A 17,776-nucleotide genomic window follows, 5' to 3' on the forward strand; every position below is an offset into this window, starting at 1 on the left:
CAGGCTCTCAGGGGACCTCGTTTCTGCGGTTGATCAGTGTACCGCCGCCGACTCCGCCATATGCCTCGATGAACTGCTGCTCGACGTATTGGATATCCTCCCAGTTAAGTCCCTTCAGCGAGGTGACCTTGATATCGCGGACGTCCCGTTTCGTCAGGCCCGCGGCGTTCACGGCCGACTTTGGATCGGTGAAGGCCGCGTGCAGCCGACTGTGCACGTTGGTCGAGCTTGAGCCGACATAGATCTCGCCGTTGTTAAATACGATCTCGTAGATTCCGGGGTACTCCGGCGCACTCGAAAGGTATCGGTTGAAGGTGCGGCAGGGCACATTGTGGACGAGTACCGTGACGGACCCGACCCGGACGTAGAAGGTGTGGAAACCGGCGACGGTCAGGTCATGGACCTGCGGATGTCCGGCACCGCGCTCCATGCGGACGACGTGGAGCGTCCGCCCCTCGGCCGTCCTGACCGTGGAACCGCGCTTGAGCTGGTCGGCGCGCACCCACCGTTCCCCGGACGGGTCCCAGAACGGATGATGCTCGGTCGCCGTGACCACCCCGGTCGCGTCGCCGCGCCTCCCGTCCGTGTCGATAGTGATGACGACGATCCGGCTGTATTCGAAGCCGTTGTAGGAGGCCGTGACCTCCTTGCGTTCGGTCTTCCCCGTTCGCGGATCGGTGGAGACGACCTCATCGCCCGGCCGCACATCCTCGATGCGCTTGTAGGCGCCGTTCGCCAGTAGGACGAGAGTCCCGGTGGTGAAGCTGTTGCAGAGCCTCGTGCGCTGCCCGAACTTGGCGCCGATGCCCGCCGCCATGCCGTTCTGGAGCATCTCGCCGAAGCTCGGTCCCTGCGGCCACGGCCATTCGATGCTCCGTCCGCTAGCCAGAGCCTCAAGGGGCGAGTTGCAGTGCAGATAGCGGCAGTAGTCCTTGCCGAGCGCCTCGGCGATGTCGACGCCGAACCCCTGCTTGATCAGCTCCCGCTGGACCTGGCAGATGACGTCGTCCGGACCGCAGATCCCGGACGGTCCCTGGTCGGCGAACGCCTTGAACAGCGGGTCGTTCATCCCGCGGCCCTTGAGGACGTTCTTGCTGCCTCCGCACCCTCCCTGCATGCGGCACACGGTCAGGATGAGCGCCGTCTTCACTTCGAGGTCGCGCTGGCTGCCGGGCCCGTACTCGTTGCGGCCGGGCGTGACGCCGTCCGAGCCCATCCCGTTGGGGATGCCGTCGTTGTCGGTGTCGGTGCAGCCGCCGAGGCCGGGCGCGCAGCGCGCCTGCTCGGGCGTCGGGCACACGCCGACGTCGCACTGCGTCTTCCCGTCCGGGTCGCTGGACGTGACCGGCGAGTTCCCGGCGTAGGCGTAGCCGTTCATCTGCTGCGGGTCGGTCAGGTCCATGACCGGGTCCACCGAGATGAAGCGGCCGGTCCCGGCGTCGTACTCGCGGGCCCCGAGATGGACGAGTCCCGTCGACGCGTCGTTCGTGCCGCCCACGAACCCGCGCTCGCCGGGCCAGGCGTCCGCCGGGTTCCCGCGCGCCTGCCCGAACGGGTCGAACCGCCGGACGGTCGTCGTCAGGTCGGCGGCGTTCGTGGCGATCTGCGCGGTGCCCTGGTGGTCGCCCGCGAGGTGGACGACGCCGGACGCCTTGCGCAGCGCGACCGTCTGCCCGTTGTGCGTGTAGTAGCGGGTGCCCGTCTTCACCGCCCCGGGCGCGACGTGGATCTCGGTGCCGGGCAGGTAGAGGGTCGTGCCGGACGAGTCCCTGCGGATCAGGCGGTTGCCCTCGGCGTCATAGACGAACGACGTGTCGTTCCCGCCCTGGGACGCCTTGGTGAGGAGCCCCTGGCCGTCCCAGTCGAACGTCTGCCCGCCGGGGGCGGCGCCCCGCGACGTCATGTTCCCGATGGCGTCGTAGCCGTAGGTGTCGGTGCGGGCTCCGGCGTCGCCGGTCTGCGCGACCTGGTTCAGCCTGCTGCCGTGCCCCGGGTCGGCGTAGGAGTAGGTGCGGACGGTGTCCGCCCTGCCGCCGATCCCGTGCCTGGTCTCGGTCTTGCGGTTGCCCACCTTGTCGTAGGCGAACGTCTGCCAGTAGGGCGCGGGCCCGCCGATGACGCCCGCGGACGGGGCGGCCGAGCAGGTGCCGTCGGACTCCGTCCACGCCTCGGTCAGCCTGCGCAGACCGTCGTAGCCGAAGCACTGGTCGTCGCGGCCGTCGCGGGACGCGTCGTCGATCGACAGGATGTTGCCCGCGTCGTCGTACCGGTAGGTGGCGTTGCGGTCGTCGCCCGCGACGGTCTCGCGGTAGGCGCGGGACGTCTGGAGCCGCTGCGTCCCGGGCTCGTAGGCGAACGTCTGCCATTGGCGCTTGCCGGTCGTGCCCAGCTCGACGAGCTTGGGCTTGCCGGTCGGCGTGTACTGCGTGGTGCCGACGTACGTGCCCAGTGGGCTGGTCAGGCCGATGGGACGCTGGAAATCGTCGTAGGTGTGGGTGACCGTCTCGGCCGGGAGGTCGCCCGCGGCGGGCAGCGTCTGGGTCTTGACCGTGCCGTCGAGGTTGTAGGTCTGGCCGAAGGTGTAGGAACCCGCGAGGTCCCCCTCCGACGCCGGAACGGCGACGGTGGTCGCCTCGGTGCGTCCGAGCACGTCGTAGCCGGTGACCTGGCTGACGTAGTCGCCGTTCGTCCCGTGCCGGACGGACGTCGCGAGCAGCCCCTTGCCGCGCGGCGCCGTGTCGTAGGTGAGCGAGGTCAGCAGCGGGCCGGACGGCGAGTCCGCCCGCGTCTCCGTCTTGCGGCCGAGACCGTCGTAGACGGTGAAGACCTTCTTGCCGCGCGCGTCGGTGCTGCTCGTCTCCCGGTCGAGGTCGTCGTAGGTGTAGGTGGCGTCGCCCTTGTCCGGGTCCGTCGTCGCGACCTTGCGGCCGCGCAGGTCGTAGCGGGTCGTCCAGGTGCTTCCGGTCGGGTCGGTCGCGCGGACGAGACGTCCTGCCGCGTCGTAGGCGTAGGTGGTCGCCTCGTACGCCCCGGTCGGCCCGTCGCCCGAGAACTGGCGGCGTTCGACGACCTGGCCGCGCGCATCGTAGACGGAGGCGGACGGGATGCCGCCGCGCGGCGGGTCGATCGTCGACCAGTTCCCGCCGTAGGCCATCGTCGTGCGCCACTTCTCGGTGGCGCCCGTCCCGGCCCCGGCGAGCGTGCGCTCGGCCGTCTTGCGGCCGAGGCCGTCGTAGGAGTAGGCCGTCTGCGTCTCGACCGCGCCCGGCGTGTCGACGCCGAACAGGGTCGCGGACGGCGCGCCCGCGGCCGAGTACGTGGCGTACGTCGAGGCGACCTGGCCCCGCGCGTCGTAGAACGTGTCGGTGATCAGCCGGCCCTCGGGGCCGGGCGACTGCTTCTGCCGGGAACGGAGCAGCCCGTCGAACAGCTCGACGGACGGCCGCTGCTTCCCGTCGTTGGCGAGCGTCTTCGCCGTGACCGCGACGATCTTCCCATCCGCGACCTGGTACGCGTACTCCAGGTTCGGGACGTCGCCCTTGCTCTTGGACCGGTCGGGCAGCCACACCTTCTGGAGGCGTCCGAGCGAGTCGTACAGCAGGTCCGTGCGCAGCGAGTTGGCGTCGATCTTCGCGGTGGCCTGGCCCCGGGCGGGGTCGATCTCCTGGACGGTGGTCTGCGCCGTGGTCGCGTCGCCCTGCTTCGCGGGCGGCGTGATCTGCGTTGTCTTCGTGGTCAGGCCGACCGTGTCGGTGTAGCGGGTCGTGGTGGTGCGGTCGGCGGCGTCGGTGACGGTCAGCGGGCGGCCGAACTTGTCGTAGGTGGTCTTCTTCTCCAGCACGTAGGTCGCCGTCGACCCGTCGTGCTCGGCGATCCTGTCGGTCTTGCTGATCTCGCCCTTGGTCGGCGCGGCGCCCAGACCTCCGCCGTCGTAGAACGTCCGCTTGTCGGAGACGACGTCGCCGGGACGCTTCGGGGTTTTGTCGCAGGCCACCGATACCGTCTCCGTGCGGGACGGGAACGACACCATCCACGCGCCGACGTTGTCCGCGTACTCGGTGGTGGTGCATTTGTCGTCGGCGGCCGTGGACACGTCGCCGAGGTCGCCGGCGGCCTTGAGCCGTCCGACCGTGGCGAAGTCGGTCTCGTAGGTGTTGGCGATCTTGGTCTGCCGCCAGCCGCCGCCGTCCATGGCGGTCCAGGTCTGGGCGTCGCCGACCTTGACGGCGTTGGCGGTGACGGTGCTCCAGGAGCGGGTGCGGGTGGCGGTCTGCTTGCGCCAGGGGGTGTTGACGGTCTTGTCGTGGACGGTGCCGCCGGGGGCGGTGTAGTGGACGGTCTTGAGCTCGAACCCGTCGAGCCCTTCGGCGTCGGTGTGGGTGCCGCCTTCGCCGTCGGGGACGGTGACGGTCTTGGTGCCGCCGTCGGAGGTGGCGCGGTCGCCGTGCATGCCGCGCAGGTAGTAGGTATCGGTCTGGGCAGATGGCGTGGTCGGGCTGCCGGTGGTGACCCGGACCTGCCCGTAGCCGCGCCACTGCGACCAGGTCTTGTTGCTCTCCCGGGTCAGCCCGTCGTCATCGTCGAAGTGCCACGCGGCGCCGCCGAGGTACTGGTAGCGGGTGGCCATGTCGGGCGCGCCGCCGGTGCGGTCTTTCTGCACGACCGCGGTGACGACGTACTTGTTGAACCAGTCGGGGATCGGGGTGGGCGAGCCGGGCACCCGGTACAGCAGCGGGTAGCAGCGTTTGGTGTTGGTCTCCGGGGTGGGCGGTGAGGCGCGCGAGCACTCCTGGTCGGAGTAGGTGACGTCGAGTTCGCCGCCGGACTCGTCGAAGACCTTGCTGAGCCGGTAGCGGGTGTAGGCGGGCAGGCCGTCCCCGGCTTGGTCGAGGCGGTTGGCCTTGGGGTCGTGTTTGAAGGTGACCTTGGGGAGCGCGATGTCGTCGGCGGTGGTGGGCCCGGCCAGGCCGGTGTGCTGGATCTCCTTGAGCAGAAGGTCACGCTCGTCGTTGACCGCGCCCCATTCGTGGTCGAAAGTCCAGGAGTCGATGTCGCGGGCGGGCCAGCCCGCGCCGCGGTTGATCCTGGCGGTGATCTTCTTGAGCCGGTACCGGGACCAGAAGGTGGGCGTGGTGGAGCCGTGGCCGTCCTTGCATTCGGTGCCGGCCTTGCAGTTCATGTCCCACGGGACGTCCCACCACTGGTCCGGACTGGTGTCGATCTTGGCGGGGGCGCAGTCGAAGGAGGCGGTGGGGATGCAGCGTTCGGCCTTGTCGAACAGGACGTAGGCGGGCGGCGCGCCAGCGAACACGTTGTCGCCGCGTAGGCCGTATTCGATGGAGGTGAGGTAGCCGCCGCGGGTGTAGGGGGTGGCGTCGGCCGGTTTGAGGTTGCGGCCGTAGTAGTTGGTCTCTTTCTCGTACAGGTAGATGGCGGCGTTGTCGTGCGGGTCGACGACCATGTCCAGGTTCCAGCGCCATGCCTGCTGGCACCAGGAGTCGGCGAAGCCGGAATCCTTGTGGCAGGGTTCTCCGGCGTCGTCGCCGAACACCGGCACCGTCCAGGCCGAGTTGGTCTCCGGGCCGCCCGAGCCGAAGCCCGGCAGCCGGTTCAGCCCGAAGTAGTAGCGAGTGCCGTCGGTCGTGGTGACCTTCCAGTACTCGCCCTCCTTGTCGCCGTTGCCGGTGTCGAGCGAGGTGAGCTTCTCGAACTTGGTGCCGTCGTCGTTCTTCAGCCGCCACGTGCCGTCGGCGGCCTTGACCAGCTCGCCGCCCTTGCCGTTCCAGGTGACGGTCGCGTTCTCATAGCCCCAGCACAGGTCGCCCGGGGACCTGCCCTGCGGGTCCTTGGGCGCGCCGTCCTCGGCACAGGGCTTGTATTCCTGCTCGATGAAACCCGGCCAGAAATCGAATCCCTCGCCGATCCAGGACGGCTGGCTATTGGTGTTGGTCGTCCGGCCGTCCACGCTCTGCGCGGAATACCCGAGCGCGATCGAGGGCTCCAACCCGCCCGGCACGGGCGCGCCCTTCATCGGATACGACCAGGTGAAATCGCCGGTGTTCCCCGACGCCTTCCATGTCGCGGACGGCACCAGTTTCGTCGCCGAATAGTCGCCCTGCGAACCCGCCGGAGCCGCCACCGCCGCCAGAACGGTCGGGCTGCCGGATGCCGTGGTCACATCGGCGGCCAGCGTGCGGGTCTCGCCGTTGTTGACGGTGGGAATCGGAGACGAGGAACGGCATTCCGGCTTGGCCGGAGTGGTCAGGGCGCACGCCGGGAGTTGGGCCAGGCGCAGCCGCGCGCCGTAGGAGCCGCCGAACGCCTGCGCGAACGCGGCGTAGTCCATGCGCACCCCGACACGTCCCGGCTCGGCGGCGGACAGGGTGAACAGCGGGCCACCGACCCCGCTCCGCCGGGCGGTCTCGCGGTCCAGGACGGCGACCTTCACCGCGCCCTTCAACGCGGGCGCCGTTCCGGGTCCCGGCGCCGCCAGCGCGATCGGCAGACCTTCCGCGCGCACGAGCCCCTGTGACGAGCCAGAACGTCCGGCCTCCCGGCCCGAGACGGTCAGCTCGGCCGTTCCGGGTCTGGGCCACGCCGCCTTGGCGGCGGGTACCGGCTTGCCCGCCGGATCGGGCTCCCGAGGGCGGACCTTCAACGCCCTGCCATCGACCGTCCGCTCATGGTCGGCGACCTTCGGGCGCTCCGAATGCGGCGGATCGGCCTGCGCGGCCGGAGCCGCGACCAGCCCCGCCGCCATGATCACCGCCGTCCCGGCGGCGGCCGAGCGGAGCGAGCGTCCCATGCGCAGCAGTTGCCGTCTGCCGGTCCCCGTCACCAGTTCCTCCACGACACGGGCGGCCTCGACGGCCGGGAGCGGACGCCGGCGGTGCGCCCCGCGGGGTTAGGGCGCGTGTCGGCGGTCGGACGTCCATGACGATGCGTCCGCCAGCGCGGATGATCAAGACCCGGAACGGTCGCGGGCCGGGTCCGGAACGCGGAACCGCAGGCCATCGACAAGATCAAGTCCGTTGTCGGACACCATGGCAACCAATCGGCCGGGAAAGGCGTCCGCGCGCCCGAAATTTATAATGTCCAACCGTCGAACAGATATGCGGACCCTAAATGACGAAAACGGTCGGGCTCGATGTTGTCGCGGGCCCGGCGAAATGTGATGATCATGACGACCCCGGATCGCGACATTTCCTGGATGGACTTGATGAGCCCGGCACGCCGACTCGCACCGGAACGTCCGCCACGACTCCGTCACCTCCGCCGACTCCGTGCCCGTCCCAGCGCGGCCCTTACGGTCGCCGCGCTCGCGGGCGCCCTCGTCGCCGCCGCCCCGGCGGCGGCCGACACCGCGCCGCCGCCCGGCCAGCCCGCCACCATCACCGCCGACCCGCTGCCGACCTGGCAGACCGACGGCGTGGTCTGGTCGGTCGCCGTCGTCGGGAGCACCGCCTACGTCGGCGGGAACTTCGACCATGTCCGCCCGCCCGGGGCGGCGCCCGGCGACGCGCGCGAGCAGACGCGCCACAACCTGGCCGCCTTCGACGTCGCCACCGGCGAGCCGCTGCCGTGGGCGCCGAATGTCGACGGCACCGAGTTCACCAGCACGACTCCCCAGCACGACTGCGACGATCTCGGCGGCAACCGCTGGCGCTGCGACGCGGTCTGGGAGGTCCGGCCCTCGCCGGACGGCTCCCGGCTCTACGTCGGCGGCGACTTCACCAAGGTCGACGGGCTGCGGCGCGGCAAGATCGCCTCGTTCGACCTGCCGGGCGGCGCCCTGAACGGCTTCCAGCACGAGGTCAACAGCCGGGTGCAGGCCCTCACCGCCAGCGCCACGACCGTCTACGCGGGCGGCTTCTTCACCAGCGTGGACGGCACGCCCCGCCAGCGCCTCGCCGCCTTCGCCGCCGCCGGGGGCGCGCTGACCGCGTGGGCGCCCACCGCCGACCGCGGCGTGCACGCGATGATCCTCTCGCCGGACGGCACCCGGGTGATCGTCGGCGGCGACTTCAACCGGCTCAACGGGAACCCGCCGCACGGGCTCGGGTCCGTCCTCGCGTCCACCGGGGCGAGCGCCCCGTGGGCCACGGGCGTCGACTACGTGTCCGACACGCGCCGGTCCTGGGTCACCGACCTGGTCACGGACGGCGAGGCGGTCTACGCGTCCGCGAACGGCGAGAGCACCTTCGACGGACGGCTCGCCCTCAACCCCGACGACGGCACCACCCGCTGGATCGACAATTGCCAGGGCGCGACGCAGGCGATCACCGTCCTGGACGGCCTGCTCTACAGCGGCTCGCACGCACACAACTGCGCCACCCAGCCGAACGGGTTCCCCGAGCTCACGCCCGGCCTGCCCTATCAGCGGCTCCTCGCCGAGCCGACCCATCCGGCGGCGGAGTACGACACCCCGCCGATCCTGTACTGGTTCCCCAACACCAACGGCGGCCCGACCACTGAGAGCCAGGGCCCGCGCGCGCTGGCCAACGACGGCCGCTACCTGTGGGTCGGCGGCGACTTCACCACCGTCAACGGCTCAGCCCAGCAGGGGCTCACCCGCTTCGGCTCCCTCGCCGTCACCCGCGACGCCGACCCGGCCGAGCTCATCCGCAAGCCCGTCGCCGCGAAGCCCGACGGGACGACCGGCCAGCTCACCGTCACCTGGACGGAGACCTGGGATCGCGACAACCAGAAGCTCGTCTACGAACTGATCCGCGACGACAACACCGTCATCGACACCTTGGAATCCACGTCCGTCTTCTGGGACTTGAAGACCCACACCTTCACCGACACCGGTCTGGTCCCCGGCAGCACGCACAGCTATTCCGTTCGCGCGATCGACCCGTTCAACAACCGCGTTCGGTCGTCCAGGAGCGTCCCCGTTCAGGCGGGCTGACTCTCACGCGAGGCGGACGACGGGCCGCGCGTCAGGATCGCGGCCAGCAGCAAGGCCAGCAGTACCGCGATGACGACCAGGGTCCCCGCCACTCCCACGGCGGGGGCCGTGAAGGTCGCGAGGAGGGCGAGGACGGCCGTCCCGACGATCAGTTCGGGGCGGACGGCCTGCCGTCCCAGCGGCGCGTGCAGGACCGCGAGCATCACGAGCACCACGGCGAGCGGCATCGCGACCGCCGCGACCACGGTCCGGTCGCCCGCCGGGATGTGCGGGCCCGCCGACACGACCGCGACCTCCAGGCCAGCGCCGAGCGCGGCCAGCGCGGCGAAGACGACGTAGTGACCGTAGCCCCAGACGAACGACCACTCGCGATTCTCGGCGAGCAGTTCTCCCGCGGGTTCGGAGAAGTAGATCCACCAGAGCGTGAACAGGATGGCCAGACCCGCCATCGCGATGGTGACGAGTTCGCCGCTGAGGCCGTGCTCGACCGCGTCCTGGACGGCGTTCGTCGCGGCCAGCACGCTCTCCCCCAGCAGGATGATCGTGAACAGGCCGTACCGTTCGGCGATGTGGTGCGGGTGCCAGGTCGTCATGCCGGGACGCTCCGCGATCAGCGGGACGGACACGTCCATCAGCGCCAGCACGAAGAACAGCCACGTCGGGCCGCCGCCGGGCAGCGCCAGCCGGGACACCCAGAACACCTGGACGATCGACACCCCGACCGCGTAGCGGAGCGCGGTCTGGCGGCCGTCCGGATGCTCGATCGCGGCGCGCACCCACATGCCGACCAGGCCGACGCGCATCACGAGGTAGCCGAACGTCACCGTGGTGAAGTCGCCGCCGAACGCGGCCGACACCCCGGCCGCCAGGAGCAGCACGCCCGCCATCTGCACGAACGTCATGACCCTGTACAGGACGTCGTCGGTCTCGTAGGCGGACGCGAACCACGTGAAGTTCATCCACGCCCACCAGATCGCGAAGAACACCATGAGGAACGGCTGCAACCCGTCGCCGGCGTGCCCTTCCTCGACGGTGTGCGCGAGGCGTCCGGCCACCTGCGAGACGGCGGCGACGAACGTCAGGTCGAAGAGCAGTTCCAGCGGGCTGGAGACGCGGTGGGGCTCGCCCAGGTCGCGCGCGACCATCCGGCTACGGAACGGCTGCATGCGTTCACCTTACGGACGCGGCCTCCGGTCAGAGGAAGGCGGGGCCGCGGCGCAGGAGCGCGTCGTCCAGCATGTGCTGGACGTTCTCCCGCACGTGGTCGGTGATGTCGAAGAGCGTCATCGGGTCGTCGGCGGTGTCGGCGTCGTACTCGTCCAGCGTCATCGGCTCGCCGAACCGGATCAGCCACTTGGACGGCAGCGGGACGAGACCCGCCGGTCCGAGCAGCGGGAACGTCGGCGTGATCGGGAAGTACGGCAGGCCGAGCAACCGGGCCAGCGGCCGCAGGTCGGCGATCTTGGGGTAGATCTCCTCCGCGCCGACGATCGCGCACGGCACGATCGGGACCCCGGCGCGCAGCGCGGTGCCGACGAACCCGCCGCGTCCGAACCGCTGGAGCTTGTACCGCTCCGAGAACGGCTTTCCGACGCCCTTGAAGCCCTCCGGGAACACGCCGACCAATTCGCCCTTGGCGAGCAGCCGCGCGGCGTCGGCCTGGCACGCGAGCGTGTGCCCCGCCTTGCGGGACAGGTGCCCGAGCAGCGGGACCTGGTAGATGAGGTCGGCGCCGAGCAGCCGGACCCGCCGGTCGGCGTGGTCGTGCAGCGCGACCGACAGCATCAGCGCGTCGATCGGGATGGTGCCGGAATGGTTCGCGACGAGGAGGGCGCCGCCGTCCGGGATGTTCTCCACCCCTTCGAGGTCGACGCGGAACCAGTGCTCGTAGAGGGCGCGGGCGAGCGGCAGCAGGACGGCCGAGTTGAACTCGGGGTCGAAGCCGAACTCGTCCACGGCGTAGTCGCCGGACAGCCTGCGCCGCAGGAAGGCCAGGCCGGACGCGATGCCACGTTCCAACGAGCCTCGCTCGGGCGCCTCACGGGACGTGTCGTCCTCCGCCCCGCCGTTGTCGCGGACGGAGGCCAGCCGGATGACCCGCGCGCCCGTCTCCGCGTCGTCCGAGTCGTGCGGGTCGTGCCGGTGGCGGGCGTTGTTCATCGTCGTCGTCGCCTTCCGTCAGCCGCGTCCGAGCAGCGTGGTCAGCGGTCCGTGGCCGAACCCCTGGGCCGCGGCGAAGTCGGCGAACGCGGCCTCGGAGCTGTACTTCGGACGCCACGACAGCTCGTCCTCCAGCGCCGCGGTGTCGATGACGCGGCCGTACGTCAGCCAGCGCAGCAGCTCCGGCGAGAAGCCGGTCAGGCCCGCGAAGCGCCGTCCCATGTCGCCGAGCACCGACAGGGACGGGGACGGGACCGGCAGGTACGGCCGCCCGGCGCGGCGCAGCGCCTGCGACAGCAGCAGGACGCCGTCGCCCGCGACGTTGTAGCAGCCGGGATGGTCCTCGACGGTTATCCGGCGCAGCACCTCGACGCCGTCGTCCTCGTGGACGAACTGGAGCCGCGGGTCGAAGCCCAGCACGGTCGGCACGACCGGCAGGTGCATGTAGCGGGTCAGCGGCGAGTCGACGCCGGGGCCGAGGAAGTTCGCGAAGCGCAGCACGGACACCGTGAGGTCGGAGCGGCGCCGCGTCAGCCCGCGGACGTAGCCCTCCACCTCGACCGCGTCCTTCGCGTACCCGGACTTCGGCGGGTCGACGGGCTCGTCCCACTCGCCGAAGACGGCCGGGTCCATCGGGGACGACCCGTACACGGCGGCCGAGGACCGCACGACCAGTTTGCGCGTGTCGGGCGAGCGCTGGCACGCGGCGAGGAGCTGCATCGTCCCGATGACGTTGAGCTCCTTCGCCTTCGCCCGCGACGCGGACGCGGACGTGACGAGGTTGAGGTGCACCACCGTGTCCACCCCGGCGGACTCGATGATCTTCGCGATGCCCGGGGTGCGGATGTCGACGCGGACGAACTCGGTGCGCCCGAGCGGCACGTCCGGCGCGACGGTGTCGACGCCGATGACGCGCTCGATGCCCGGGTCTGCCTGAAGGGTGTTCGCGACCCGCGCCCCCAGGAAACGGGAGACGCCCGTGACGAGGACGACACGGGCCGCGGCGGCGGGCATGGAGGTCACCGTGCGCCCCACCCCCTCAAGCGAATGGCCGGCGTGGTTACTTCTTGTTTCGGCGCTGGATGCGCGTCTTCTTCAGAAGCTTGCGGTGCTTCTTCTTGGCCATCCTCTTGCGACGCTTCTTGATGACAGAGCCCACGGGACCTCGCTCGGCGTATCGGGTGGTGTTCAGGAGGCGGGCGTGCCGCAGGCGAGCTTCACTCGATACGCGCACACGGTCCGCCGCCCAAGGGTACCGCTGTACCGGAGAAGTGCACGCCTCGGCCCCGGTGGCACGCCTGCCGTGGGATGTGCGGGCGCGTACGGGCGCCGGCACCGCGTGTGGCGCGGTGCCGGGCACCGTTCCGCGCGGGCCGAGGCCCCCCGCCCCTTTCGGGGGGCGCGCCTCGCCCGCCCGGTGTCCGGACCGTCGTCGCGGCCCTCGTCCCTGTTCCCCAGCTTCGGGGCGATCACGGGGATCGTCCCGACGCCCCCTGCGCGGCCGGGTATGGAGTTCGCGGCGGGGCCTGTCTCATGCCCCGCCCCTACCCGTTATCCGGCTTCGATGTACGCGTCGCGCAGGTAGTCGTGTACGGCCTGCTCGGGGACCCGGAACGAACGTCCCACGCGGATCGCGGGAAGCTCGCCCGAGTGGACGAGACGGTAGACGGTCATCTTGGACACCCGCATCACCGCCGCCACTTCGGCAACGGTCAGGAACCTGACCTCGCTCAGAGGTCGCTCGCCTGAGGTCATCGGACGCCCTCTTCCACACGTGCCGCGCACCGGTCCTTCGGGTGACTTTGATCACGCACGTGTACTTCTCCAGCGTAAATCGCGTATCGGCTGTCGCAAGAGGGGAGTTCCGCACATTTCCGTATCCGACCTGACCCCGAGGACACAGTCCTAATGCCACACGGAGGGTGGACCTGACGGCACAATGGGTGGCCCGGCGAACGGTTGTCAACCGATACCCCGCGCTGACCTGCGGTTCCGGTGTCACCGGCAGCATCGCGCGATCCCATCCGTCCCGTAACCCGCGTACTGTCACACGGAGTGACAGGAACGGGCTGCCGAGCCGTCCCGCCGCACCCGCCGCGCGCCCCGCTCAGCCGCCCGGCCGCAGCCCCGCGCGCGCGAGGATGTACGCGGTCAGCGGCGCGTAGTGGTGCGGCGCCACGCCGTCGTCGAGCGGGACGGCGACGTCGATCTTGCCTTCGGCGGCCCCCGCGAACAGCGCCGGATCGTTACAGTCAGCGAACCCGACGGTGTCGATGCCCGCCTGACCGGCCGCTCCGGCCCAGCCGTGATCGGCGATGGCCAGATCCGGCCAAATATCAGGTTTAGCTTCCGGGGAGTCCGTGGAGGCGCTATCGGTCAGCGCGCGGAGCATGGCCTCCATCGGCTTCGAGTCGTGCGTGTGGTGCGTCCTGCCGCGCGTGTCCTCCAGCATCGCGACGCCCGGCTCGGCGTAGACGATGCGGCGCAGGTCGGCGCCGCCGTAGCCGGTCTCGATCTCGTACGTCCATGTGGCGGCGGGGGTCAGCAGGCGGCATCCGGCGGCGGCGAGGGCCCGCGCGACGTCCTGGTACAGCGGCGACAGCGTCGACGGGTGGCCGGTCGCGAGGACCACGTTCTCCCGGCGGCGGGCGGCGAGGCCGATGCGGTCGCCCATCGCCTCCAGCGTGTCGATCGTGATGTCGGGGTCGATGGTGTCGTCGCCGTAGAGGTGCGCGGGGTCGGGGTCGACGCCGCAGCGCTCGACCATCATCTCCAGGACGGTCCGCTCCGTCCACGACGGCTTCAGTTCGAGCCCGAACTGGTAGTAGGGGTGGCCGTCGGCCATCCGCCGGTAGTGCAGCAGGTTGTTCTGCCGCGGCGTCGCCACGTCGCCGGCGATCATGGTGAGGACGAGGTGGGCGCGCAGCTCGTCCCGGGTGGGGGCATCGGTCACAGGGTGCTCATTCGTCCGTCATGGGATCGAGGCCGTGCTCGGGGAACACGGCGCGGCGGGTCGCGAGGATCGCCTGGTCGACGGGGCTCGCCGGGTCGTAGCCGTCGCCCCATCGGGTGAAGGCGACCACGTCCGTGCCGTCCGTCATGCGACGCGGGGCGACCTCTCCGGTGCGCTGCTGGACGAACTCGCGCCAGCCGTGCGGGGTCTGCGTCGCGGGCGGGACGGGCCCGCCCGCCGCCTCGGCGAGCAGGTGCGTCCACACCCTGGGGACGACCTGGACCAGCTCGTATCCGCCGCCGCCCGTGACGACCCAGCGGCCGTTCGCGGTCTCGTGCGCGAGCGCGTGCAGCAGGGCGTAGGCGGTGCGCTGGCCGTCGACGCTGAGGGTGAGGTGGGCGAGCGGGTCGAGGGCGTGGCCGTCCGCGCCGTGCTGGGTGAGCAGGACGTCCGGCCGGAACCGGCGCAGCAGCGGCGGGACGATCGCGTCGAACGCCCGCAGCCACGGCCGGTCGCCGGTGCCGGGCGGGAGCGAGATGTTGACCGACGTGCCCTCCGCGCCCGTCTCGTTCGGGAAGCCGGTGCCGGGGAACAGGGTGCGGGGCGACTCGTGAAGGCTGATCGTGAGGACGCGCGGGTCGTCGTAGAACGCGGCTTGCACGCCGTCACCGTGGTGGACGTCGATGTCCACATAGGCGACCCGTTCGGCGCCGTTCTCCAGCAGCCAGGCGATCGCGATGGCCGGGTCGTTGTAGACGCAGAACCCGCTGGCGCCGCCGCTTAGCGCGTGGTGCAGGCCGCCGGAGATGTTGGCGGCGTGCTCGGCGCGGCCCGTCCAGACCGCCTCGGCGGCGGCCGCCGACGCGCCCGCGACCAGGGCGGACGCCTCGTGCATGCCGGGGAACACGGGGTTGTCGGGGGTGCCGAGCCCGTGCCTCGGGTCAGGCTGGCCGGTCGCGCCCGCGTGCTTGACGGCCGCGATGTAGGGCTCCTCGTGGACGAGCCGCAGCAGCTTGTCGTCGGCCGCCTCGAACCCCGAGACCCGCACGTTCGGACGGTCGAGTACGCCCAGCTCCCGGGCCAGCGCCATCGTCAGCTCGACGCGCACCGGGTTCATCGGATGCCCGGCGCCGAAGTCGTAGGCGATGAGCCGGTCGTCCCAGAAGACCTCCAGCCCGCAGCTCTCCGGACGGGACTCCGGGTCGGACGCGTGACTCATGCCCTCACGGTATCGCGGCCGTCCTGTGACCTGGCCCACCTGCGCGGGCGCGAAGCCCCGCGAGCACTGCGGTCCCGTGATGTGGAACACGTTCTGCATTTGGGCATAACTCTGGGACGACGTTAACGACATATGAGGTTGCCGATGGAGCCGTCCGCATCGAGCGAGCCGTCCACGTTGATCGGGCCGGGCCGGGTGATCGGGCCGGGCCGGGTGATCGAGCCGAGCGTTCGCAGCCGCGCGATCGGGGGTGTGCTCCGGCTGGGCATCCGGCCGTTCGTCCACCGGCTGCCCGGCGGCGCGGGCGGCGTGCGCGCCGCGCGTTCGACGGTTGCCGCCGCGTCGCTGCTGGTCAGGGCCAGCGCGCGGGTGCGCGTGCTGCCGTTGAACGACCCGCAGCTGGAGTGCGGCGGACGTCCGGTGACCGGGGAATGGGTCGTCGCCCGCGACGCCGCCCCCGCCCAGGGGGCGATCCTGTACCTGCACGGCGGCGGATACGTGGCCTTCTCGCCGCGCACGCACCGTCCGATCACGGCGCGGCTCGCGCTGGACACGGGGCTGCCGGTGCTCGTCCCGCGCTACCGGCTGGCGCCCGAGCACCCGTTCCCCGCCCCGCTGGACGACGCCGTCGCCGCCTACCGGTGGCTGCTCGCGCGGGGCGTCCCGGCGTCCGGGATCGTGCTCGCGGGCGACTCGGCGGGCGGGCATCTCGCCGCCGCGCTGACCGGCGAGATCGTCCGCCTCGGGCTCGCCGCCCCGGCCGGGCTGGTGCTGTTCTCGCCGTGGGTCGACCTGACCTGCGAGCTGTCCTTGCAGGCGCAGCGGCTCGCCCGCGACCCCTACATCAGCGCGGCCACGGCGCACCGCGTCGCCCGCCTGGTGGTCGGCCCGGCCGGGTTCGAGGACCCGCGCATCGCCCTGCTGACCTGCGCCTGGACGGACGTGCCGCCCGTCCTCATCCAGGTCGGCGGCGACGAGGTCCTGCGCCCGGAGGCGGAGGCGTTCGCGGACGCCCTCCGCCGCGCCGGAACCGACTGCGACCTCCAGGTCTGGGACGGGCAGATGCACGTCTTCCAGATCCTGAACCGCGTCCTGCCGGAGGCGTCCGCGGCGATGCGGGCGGCGGCGGGGTTCGTCCGGACGGTCACCGCGGTCTCCGTCCGGACGGAGGCCGCCTGACGGTCAGACGCGGCCCGCGGGCTCGCGTTCGGCGACGTCCGCGCGCTCCCGCTTCGAGCGTCCGGCCAGGGCGAACCCGCCGAGCGCGGCCAGCGCGGCGACGCCCTCGCCGACGAGGCTGATCGTCTTCTCGGTGTACCAGACGGGCTCGTGCATGTCGGGCAGCGGACCGAGCGCGCCCACGTCCACGAAGTAGTAGAGGAGCAGCGCGCCGACCGCGCTGCCCGCCACGAGGAAGGCCAGTGCGTACGACCAGCGCGTCGCGTAGGTGAGGATCACGACCGCGACGACGCCCGCGACCCCGGCCTGGATCCGGAAGAGCAGGTCGCCGTCGATGGACCCGCCCTGGACGAAGGCCATCTCGTGGGCGAACCTCCAGTGCACGATCGCGTCCACCGCCAGACCGGCGGCGACGAGCAGGCGGAGAATGAGTCCCATACCACCTACACGCATGAACCCCCGGCCCGGCTCAAAAGTTGAAAGATGAACTTTGCCGGATGTGCGGGCGGGTCAGCCGCCCGCGAGCTCCCGGCCCCGGTTGCGGGCCGCCTCGATCGCCTCCAGCACGGCGGCGCGCACCCCGTGCCGCTCCAGCTCGCGGATCGCGGAGATCGTCGTCCCGCCGGGGGACGTGACGGCCTCGCGCAGCAGCACCGGGTGCTCGCCGGAGTCGCGGAGCATGACGGCCGCGCCGACCGCCGACTGGACCACCATCTCCAGCGCGGCGGCGCGCGGCATGCCGAGCAGGATGCCCGCGTCCACCATGGCCTCGACCAGGTAGTAGAAGTAGGCGGGACCGCTGCCGGACAGGGCGGTCGCGCCGTCCTGCAGCGACTCGGGGATGCGCAGCACCTTCCCGACCGGGGACAGCAGCTCCTCGGCCAGCTTCAGGTGCTCCTCCCCCGCGTGCGAGCCGGGCGAGATCACGCTCATCGCCTCGTCCACGTGGACGGGCGTGTTCGACATGACCCGGACGACGGGCACGCCGTCCGGCAGCCGCGCCTCGATGAACCCGGTCGTGATGCCCGCCGCCATCGAGATCACCAGCCGGCCGGCCGGGACGTGCGGGCCGACCTCGTCCAGCAGGGCGCCCATGTCCTGCGGCTTCACCGCGAGGACCAGCGTGCCGGCGGTCGCCGCGGCCTCCGCGTTCGGCACGATCTCGACGCCGTAGCGCTCCCGCAGCAGCGCGCGGCGCTCCTCGCGGCGCGCGGTCGCCACCAGCTCGGACGGACGCAGCCCGGCCCGGAGCACCCCGGACAGCAGCGCCTCGCCCATCTTCCCGGCACCCAGAATCGCGATCATCGACATACCTTGACGTGGGAGTTCCTCGATCGGTCCAGCCTATAGCGGG

General features: G+C 71.2%; 12 protein-coding genes. 2 read left to right on the plus strand and 10 right to left on the minus strand.

Going from position 1 to position 17,776, the window contains the following annotated elements:
• Positions 1-7 precede the first annotated feature (7 nt).
• Positions 8-6,838, minus strand: a complete 6,831-nt coding sequence (locus FXF65_RS17310; protein ID WP_148350991.1) for a polymorphic toxin-type HINT domain-containing protein — start codon at positions 6,836-6,838, stop codon at positions 8-10.
• 342 nt (positions 6,839-7,180) lie between these two features.
• Between FXF65_RS17310 and FXF65_RS17315 the strand changes: the two genes are divergently transcribed.
• The gene (locus FXF65_RS17315) at positions 7,181-8,911 is read left to right on the plus strand and encodes a hypothetical protein (RefSeq protein ID WP_222868614.1); all 1,731 of its coding nucleotides are present in this window, start codon (positions 7,181-7,183) and stop codon (positions 8,909-8,911) included.
• Here the strand turns inward: FXF65_RS17315 and FXF65_RS17320 are convergent.
• The 7 genes from FXF65_RS17320 to FXF65_RS17350 all read right to left on the minus strand — a co-directional run bounded on the left by FXF65_RS17320 (position 8,899) and on the right by FXF65_RS17350 (position 15,243).
• Complete coding sequence (locus FXF65_RS17320; RefSeq protein ID WP_222868615.1) at positions 8,899-10,077, minus strand: low temperature requirement protein A; 1,179 nt, start codon at positions 10,075-10,077, stop codon at positions 8,899-8,901. The genes FXF65_RS17315 and FXF65_RS17320 overlap by 13 nt on opposite strands.
• A 28-nt stretch (positions 10,078-10,105) precedes the next feature.
• A complete protein-coding gene (locus FXF65_RS17325; RefSeq protein ID WP_148350993.1) occupies positions 10,106-11,071 on the minus strand; it encodes a lysophospholipid acyltransferase family protein in 966 nt (321 codons plus the stop codon).
• Between the two features lie 18 nt (positions 11,072-11,089).
• Positions 11,090-12,085, minus strand: a complete 996-nt coding sequence (locus tag FXF65_RS17330) for an NAD-dependent epimerase/dehydratase family protein (protein WP_148350994.1) — start codon at positions 12,083-12,085, stop codon at positions 11,090-11,092.
• Positions 12,086-12,131: 46 nt separating this feature from the next.
• Entirely contained in the window at positions 12,132-12,230 is a 99-nt protein-coding gene (locus FXF65_RS17335) for a 30S ribosomal protein bS22 (RefSeq protein ID WP_018654693.1), read from the minus strand.
• A gap of 392 nt (positions 12,231-12,622) precedes the next feature.
• Complete coding sequence (locus FXF65_RS17340) at positions 12,623-12,826, minus strand: helix-turn-helix domain-containing protein (protein WP_021591693.1); 204 nt, start codon at positions 12,824-12,826, stop codon at positions 12,623-12,625.
• A 352-nt stretch (positions 12,827-13,178) separates the two neighbouring features.
• Positions 13,179-14,024, minus strand: coding sequence for a phosphatase (locus FXF65_RS17345; protein WP_281288913.1), 846 nt, complete (start codon positions 14,022-14,024; stop codon positions 13,179-13,181).
• A gap of 7 nt (positions 14,025-14,031) precedes the next feature.
• Positions 14,032-15,243, minus strand: a complete 1,212-nt coding sequence (locus FXF65_RS17350; protein ID WP_148350995.1) for an acetoin utilization protein AcuC — start codon at positions 15,241-15,243, stop codon at positions 14,032-14,034.
• Positions 15,244-15,387: 144 nt separating this feature from the next.
• Here FXF65_RS17350 and FXF65_RS17355 point away from each other — a divergent pair, with 144 nt between their 5' ends.
• Positions 15,388-16,422, plus strand: coding sequence for an alpha/beta hydrolase (locus FXF65_RS17355; protein WP_246198831.1), 1,035 nt, complete (start codon positions 15,388-15,390; stop codon positions 16,420-16,422).
• A 3-nt stretch (positions 16,423-16,425) separates the two neighbouring features.
• Here FXF65_RS17355 and FXF65_RS17360 read toward each other — a convergent pair whose 3' ends face one another.
• Together FXF65_RS17360 and proC are read right to left on the minus strand one after the other, a co-directional pair.
• The gene (locus tag FXF65_RS17360) at positions 16,426-16,860 is read right to left on the minus strand and encodes a hypothetical protein (protein WP_148350997.1); all 435 of its coding nucleotides are present in this window, start codon (positions 16,858-16,860) and stop codon (positions 16,426-16,428) included.
• A 72-nt stretch (positions 16,861-16,932) separates the two neighbouring features.
• Complete coding sequence (gene proC, locus FXF65_RS17365; RefSeq protein WP_148350998.1) at positions 16,933-17,727, minus strand: pyrroline-5-carboxylate reductase; 795 nt, start codon at positions 17,725-17,727, stop codon at positions 16,933-16,935.
• Between the last annotated feature and the right edge of the window lie 49 nt (positions 17,728-17,776).

The organism is Actinomadura syzygii (assembly GCF_008085905.1).
Lineage (GTDB): Bacteria > Actinomycetota > Actinomycetes > Streptosporangiales > Streptosporangiaceae > Spirillospora > Spirillospora syzygii.

Bases quoted from the DNA above. Each gene is read 5' to 3' on its own strand.
- FXF65_RS17315 (WP_222868614.1), top strand. From the start codon at position 7,181: ATGACGACCCCGGATCGCGACATTTCCTGGATGGACTTGATGAGCCCG.
- FXF65_RS17320 (WP_222868615.1), bottom strand. From the start codon at position 10,077: ATGCAGCCGTTCCGTAGCCGGATGGTCGCGCGCGACCTGGGCGAGCCC.
- FXF65_RS17325 (WP_148350993.1), bottom strand. From the start codon at position 11,071: ATGAACAACGCCCGCCACCGGCACGACCCGCACGACTCGGACGACGCG.
- FXF65_RS17330 (WP_148350994.1), bottom strand. From the start codon at position 12,085: ATGCCCGCCGCCGCGGCCCGTGTCGTCCTCGTCACGGGCGTCTCCCGT.
- FXF65_RS17340 (WP_021591693.1), bottom strand. From the start codon at position 12,826: ATGACCTCAGGCGAGCGACCTCTGAGCGAGGTCAGGTTCCTGACCGTT.
- FXF65_RS17350 (WP_148350995.1), bottom strand. From the start codon at position 15,243: ATGAGTCACGCGTCCGACCCGGAGTCCCGTCCGGAGAGCTGCGGGCTG.
- FXF65_RS17355 (WP_246198831.1), top strand. From the start codon at position 15,388: ATGGAGCCGTCCGCATCGAGCGAGCCGTCCACGTTGATCGGGCCGGGC.
- FXF65_RS17360 (WP_148350997.1), bottom strand. From the start codon at position 16,860: ATGGGACTCATTCTCCGCCTGCTCGTCGCCGCCGGTCTGGCGGTGGAC.
- proC (WP_148350998.1), bottom strand. From the start codon at position 17,727: ATGATCGCGATTCTGGGTGCCGGGAAGATGGGCGAGGCGCTGCTGTCC.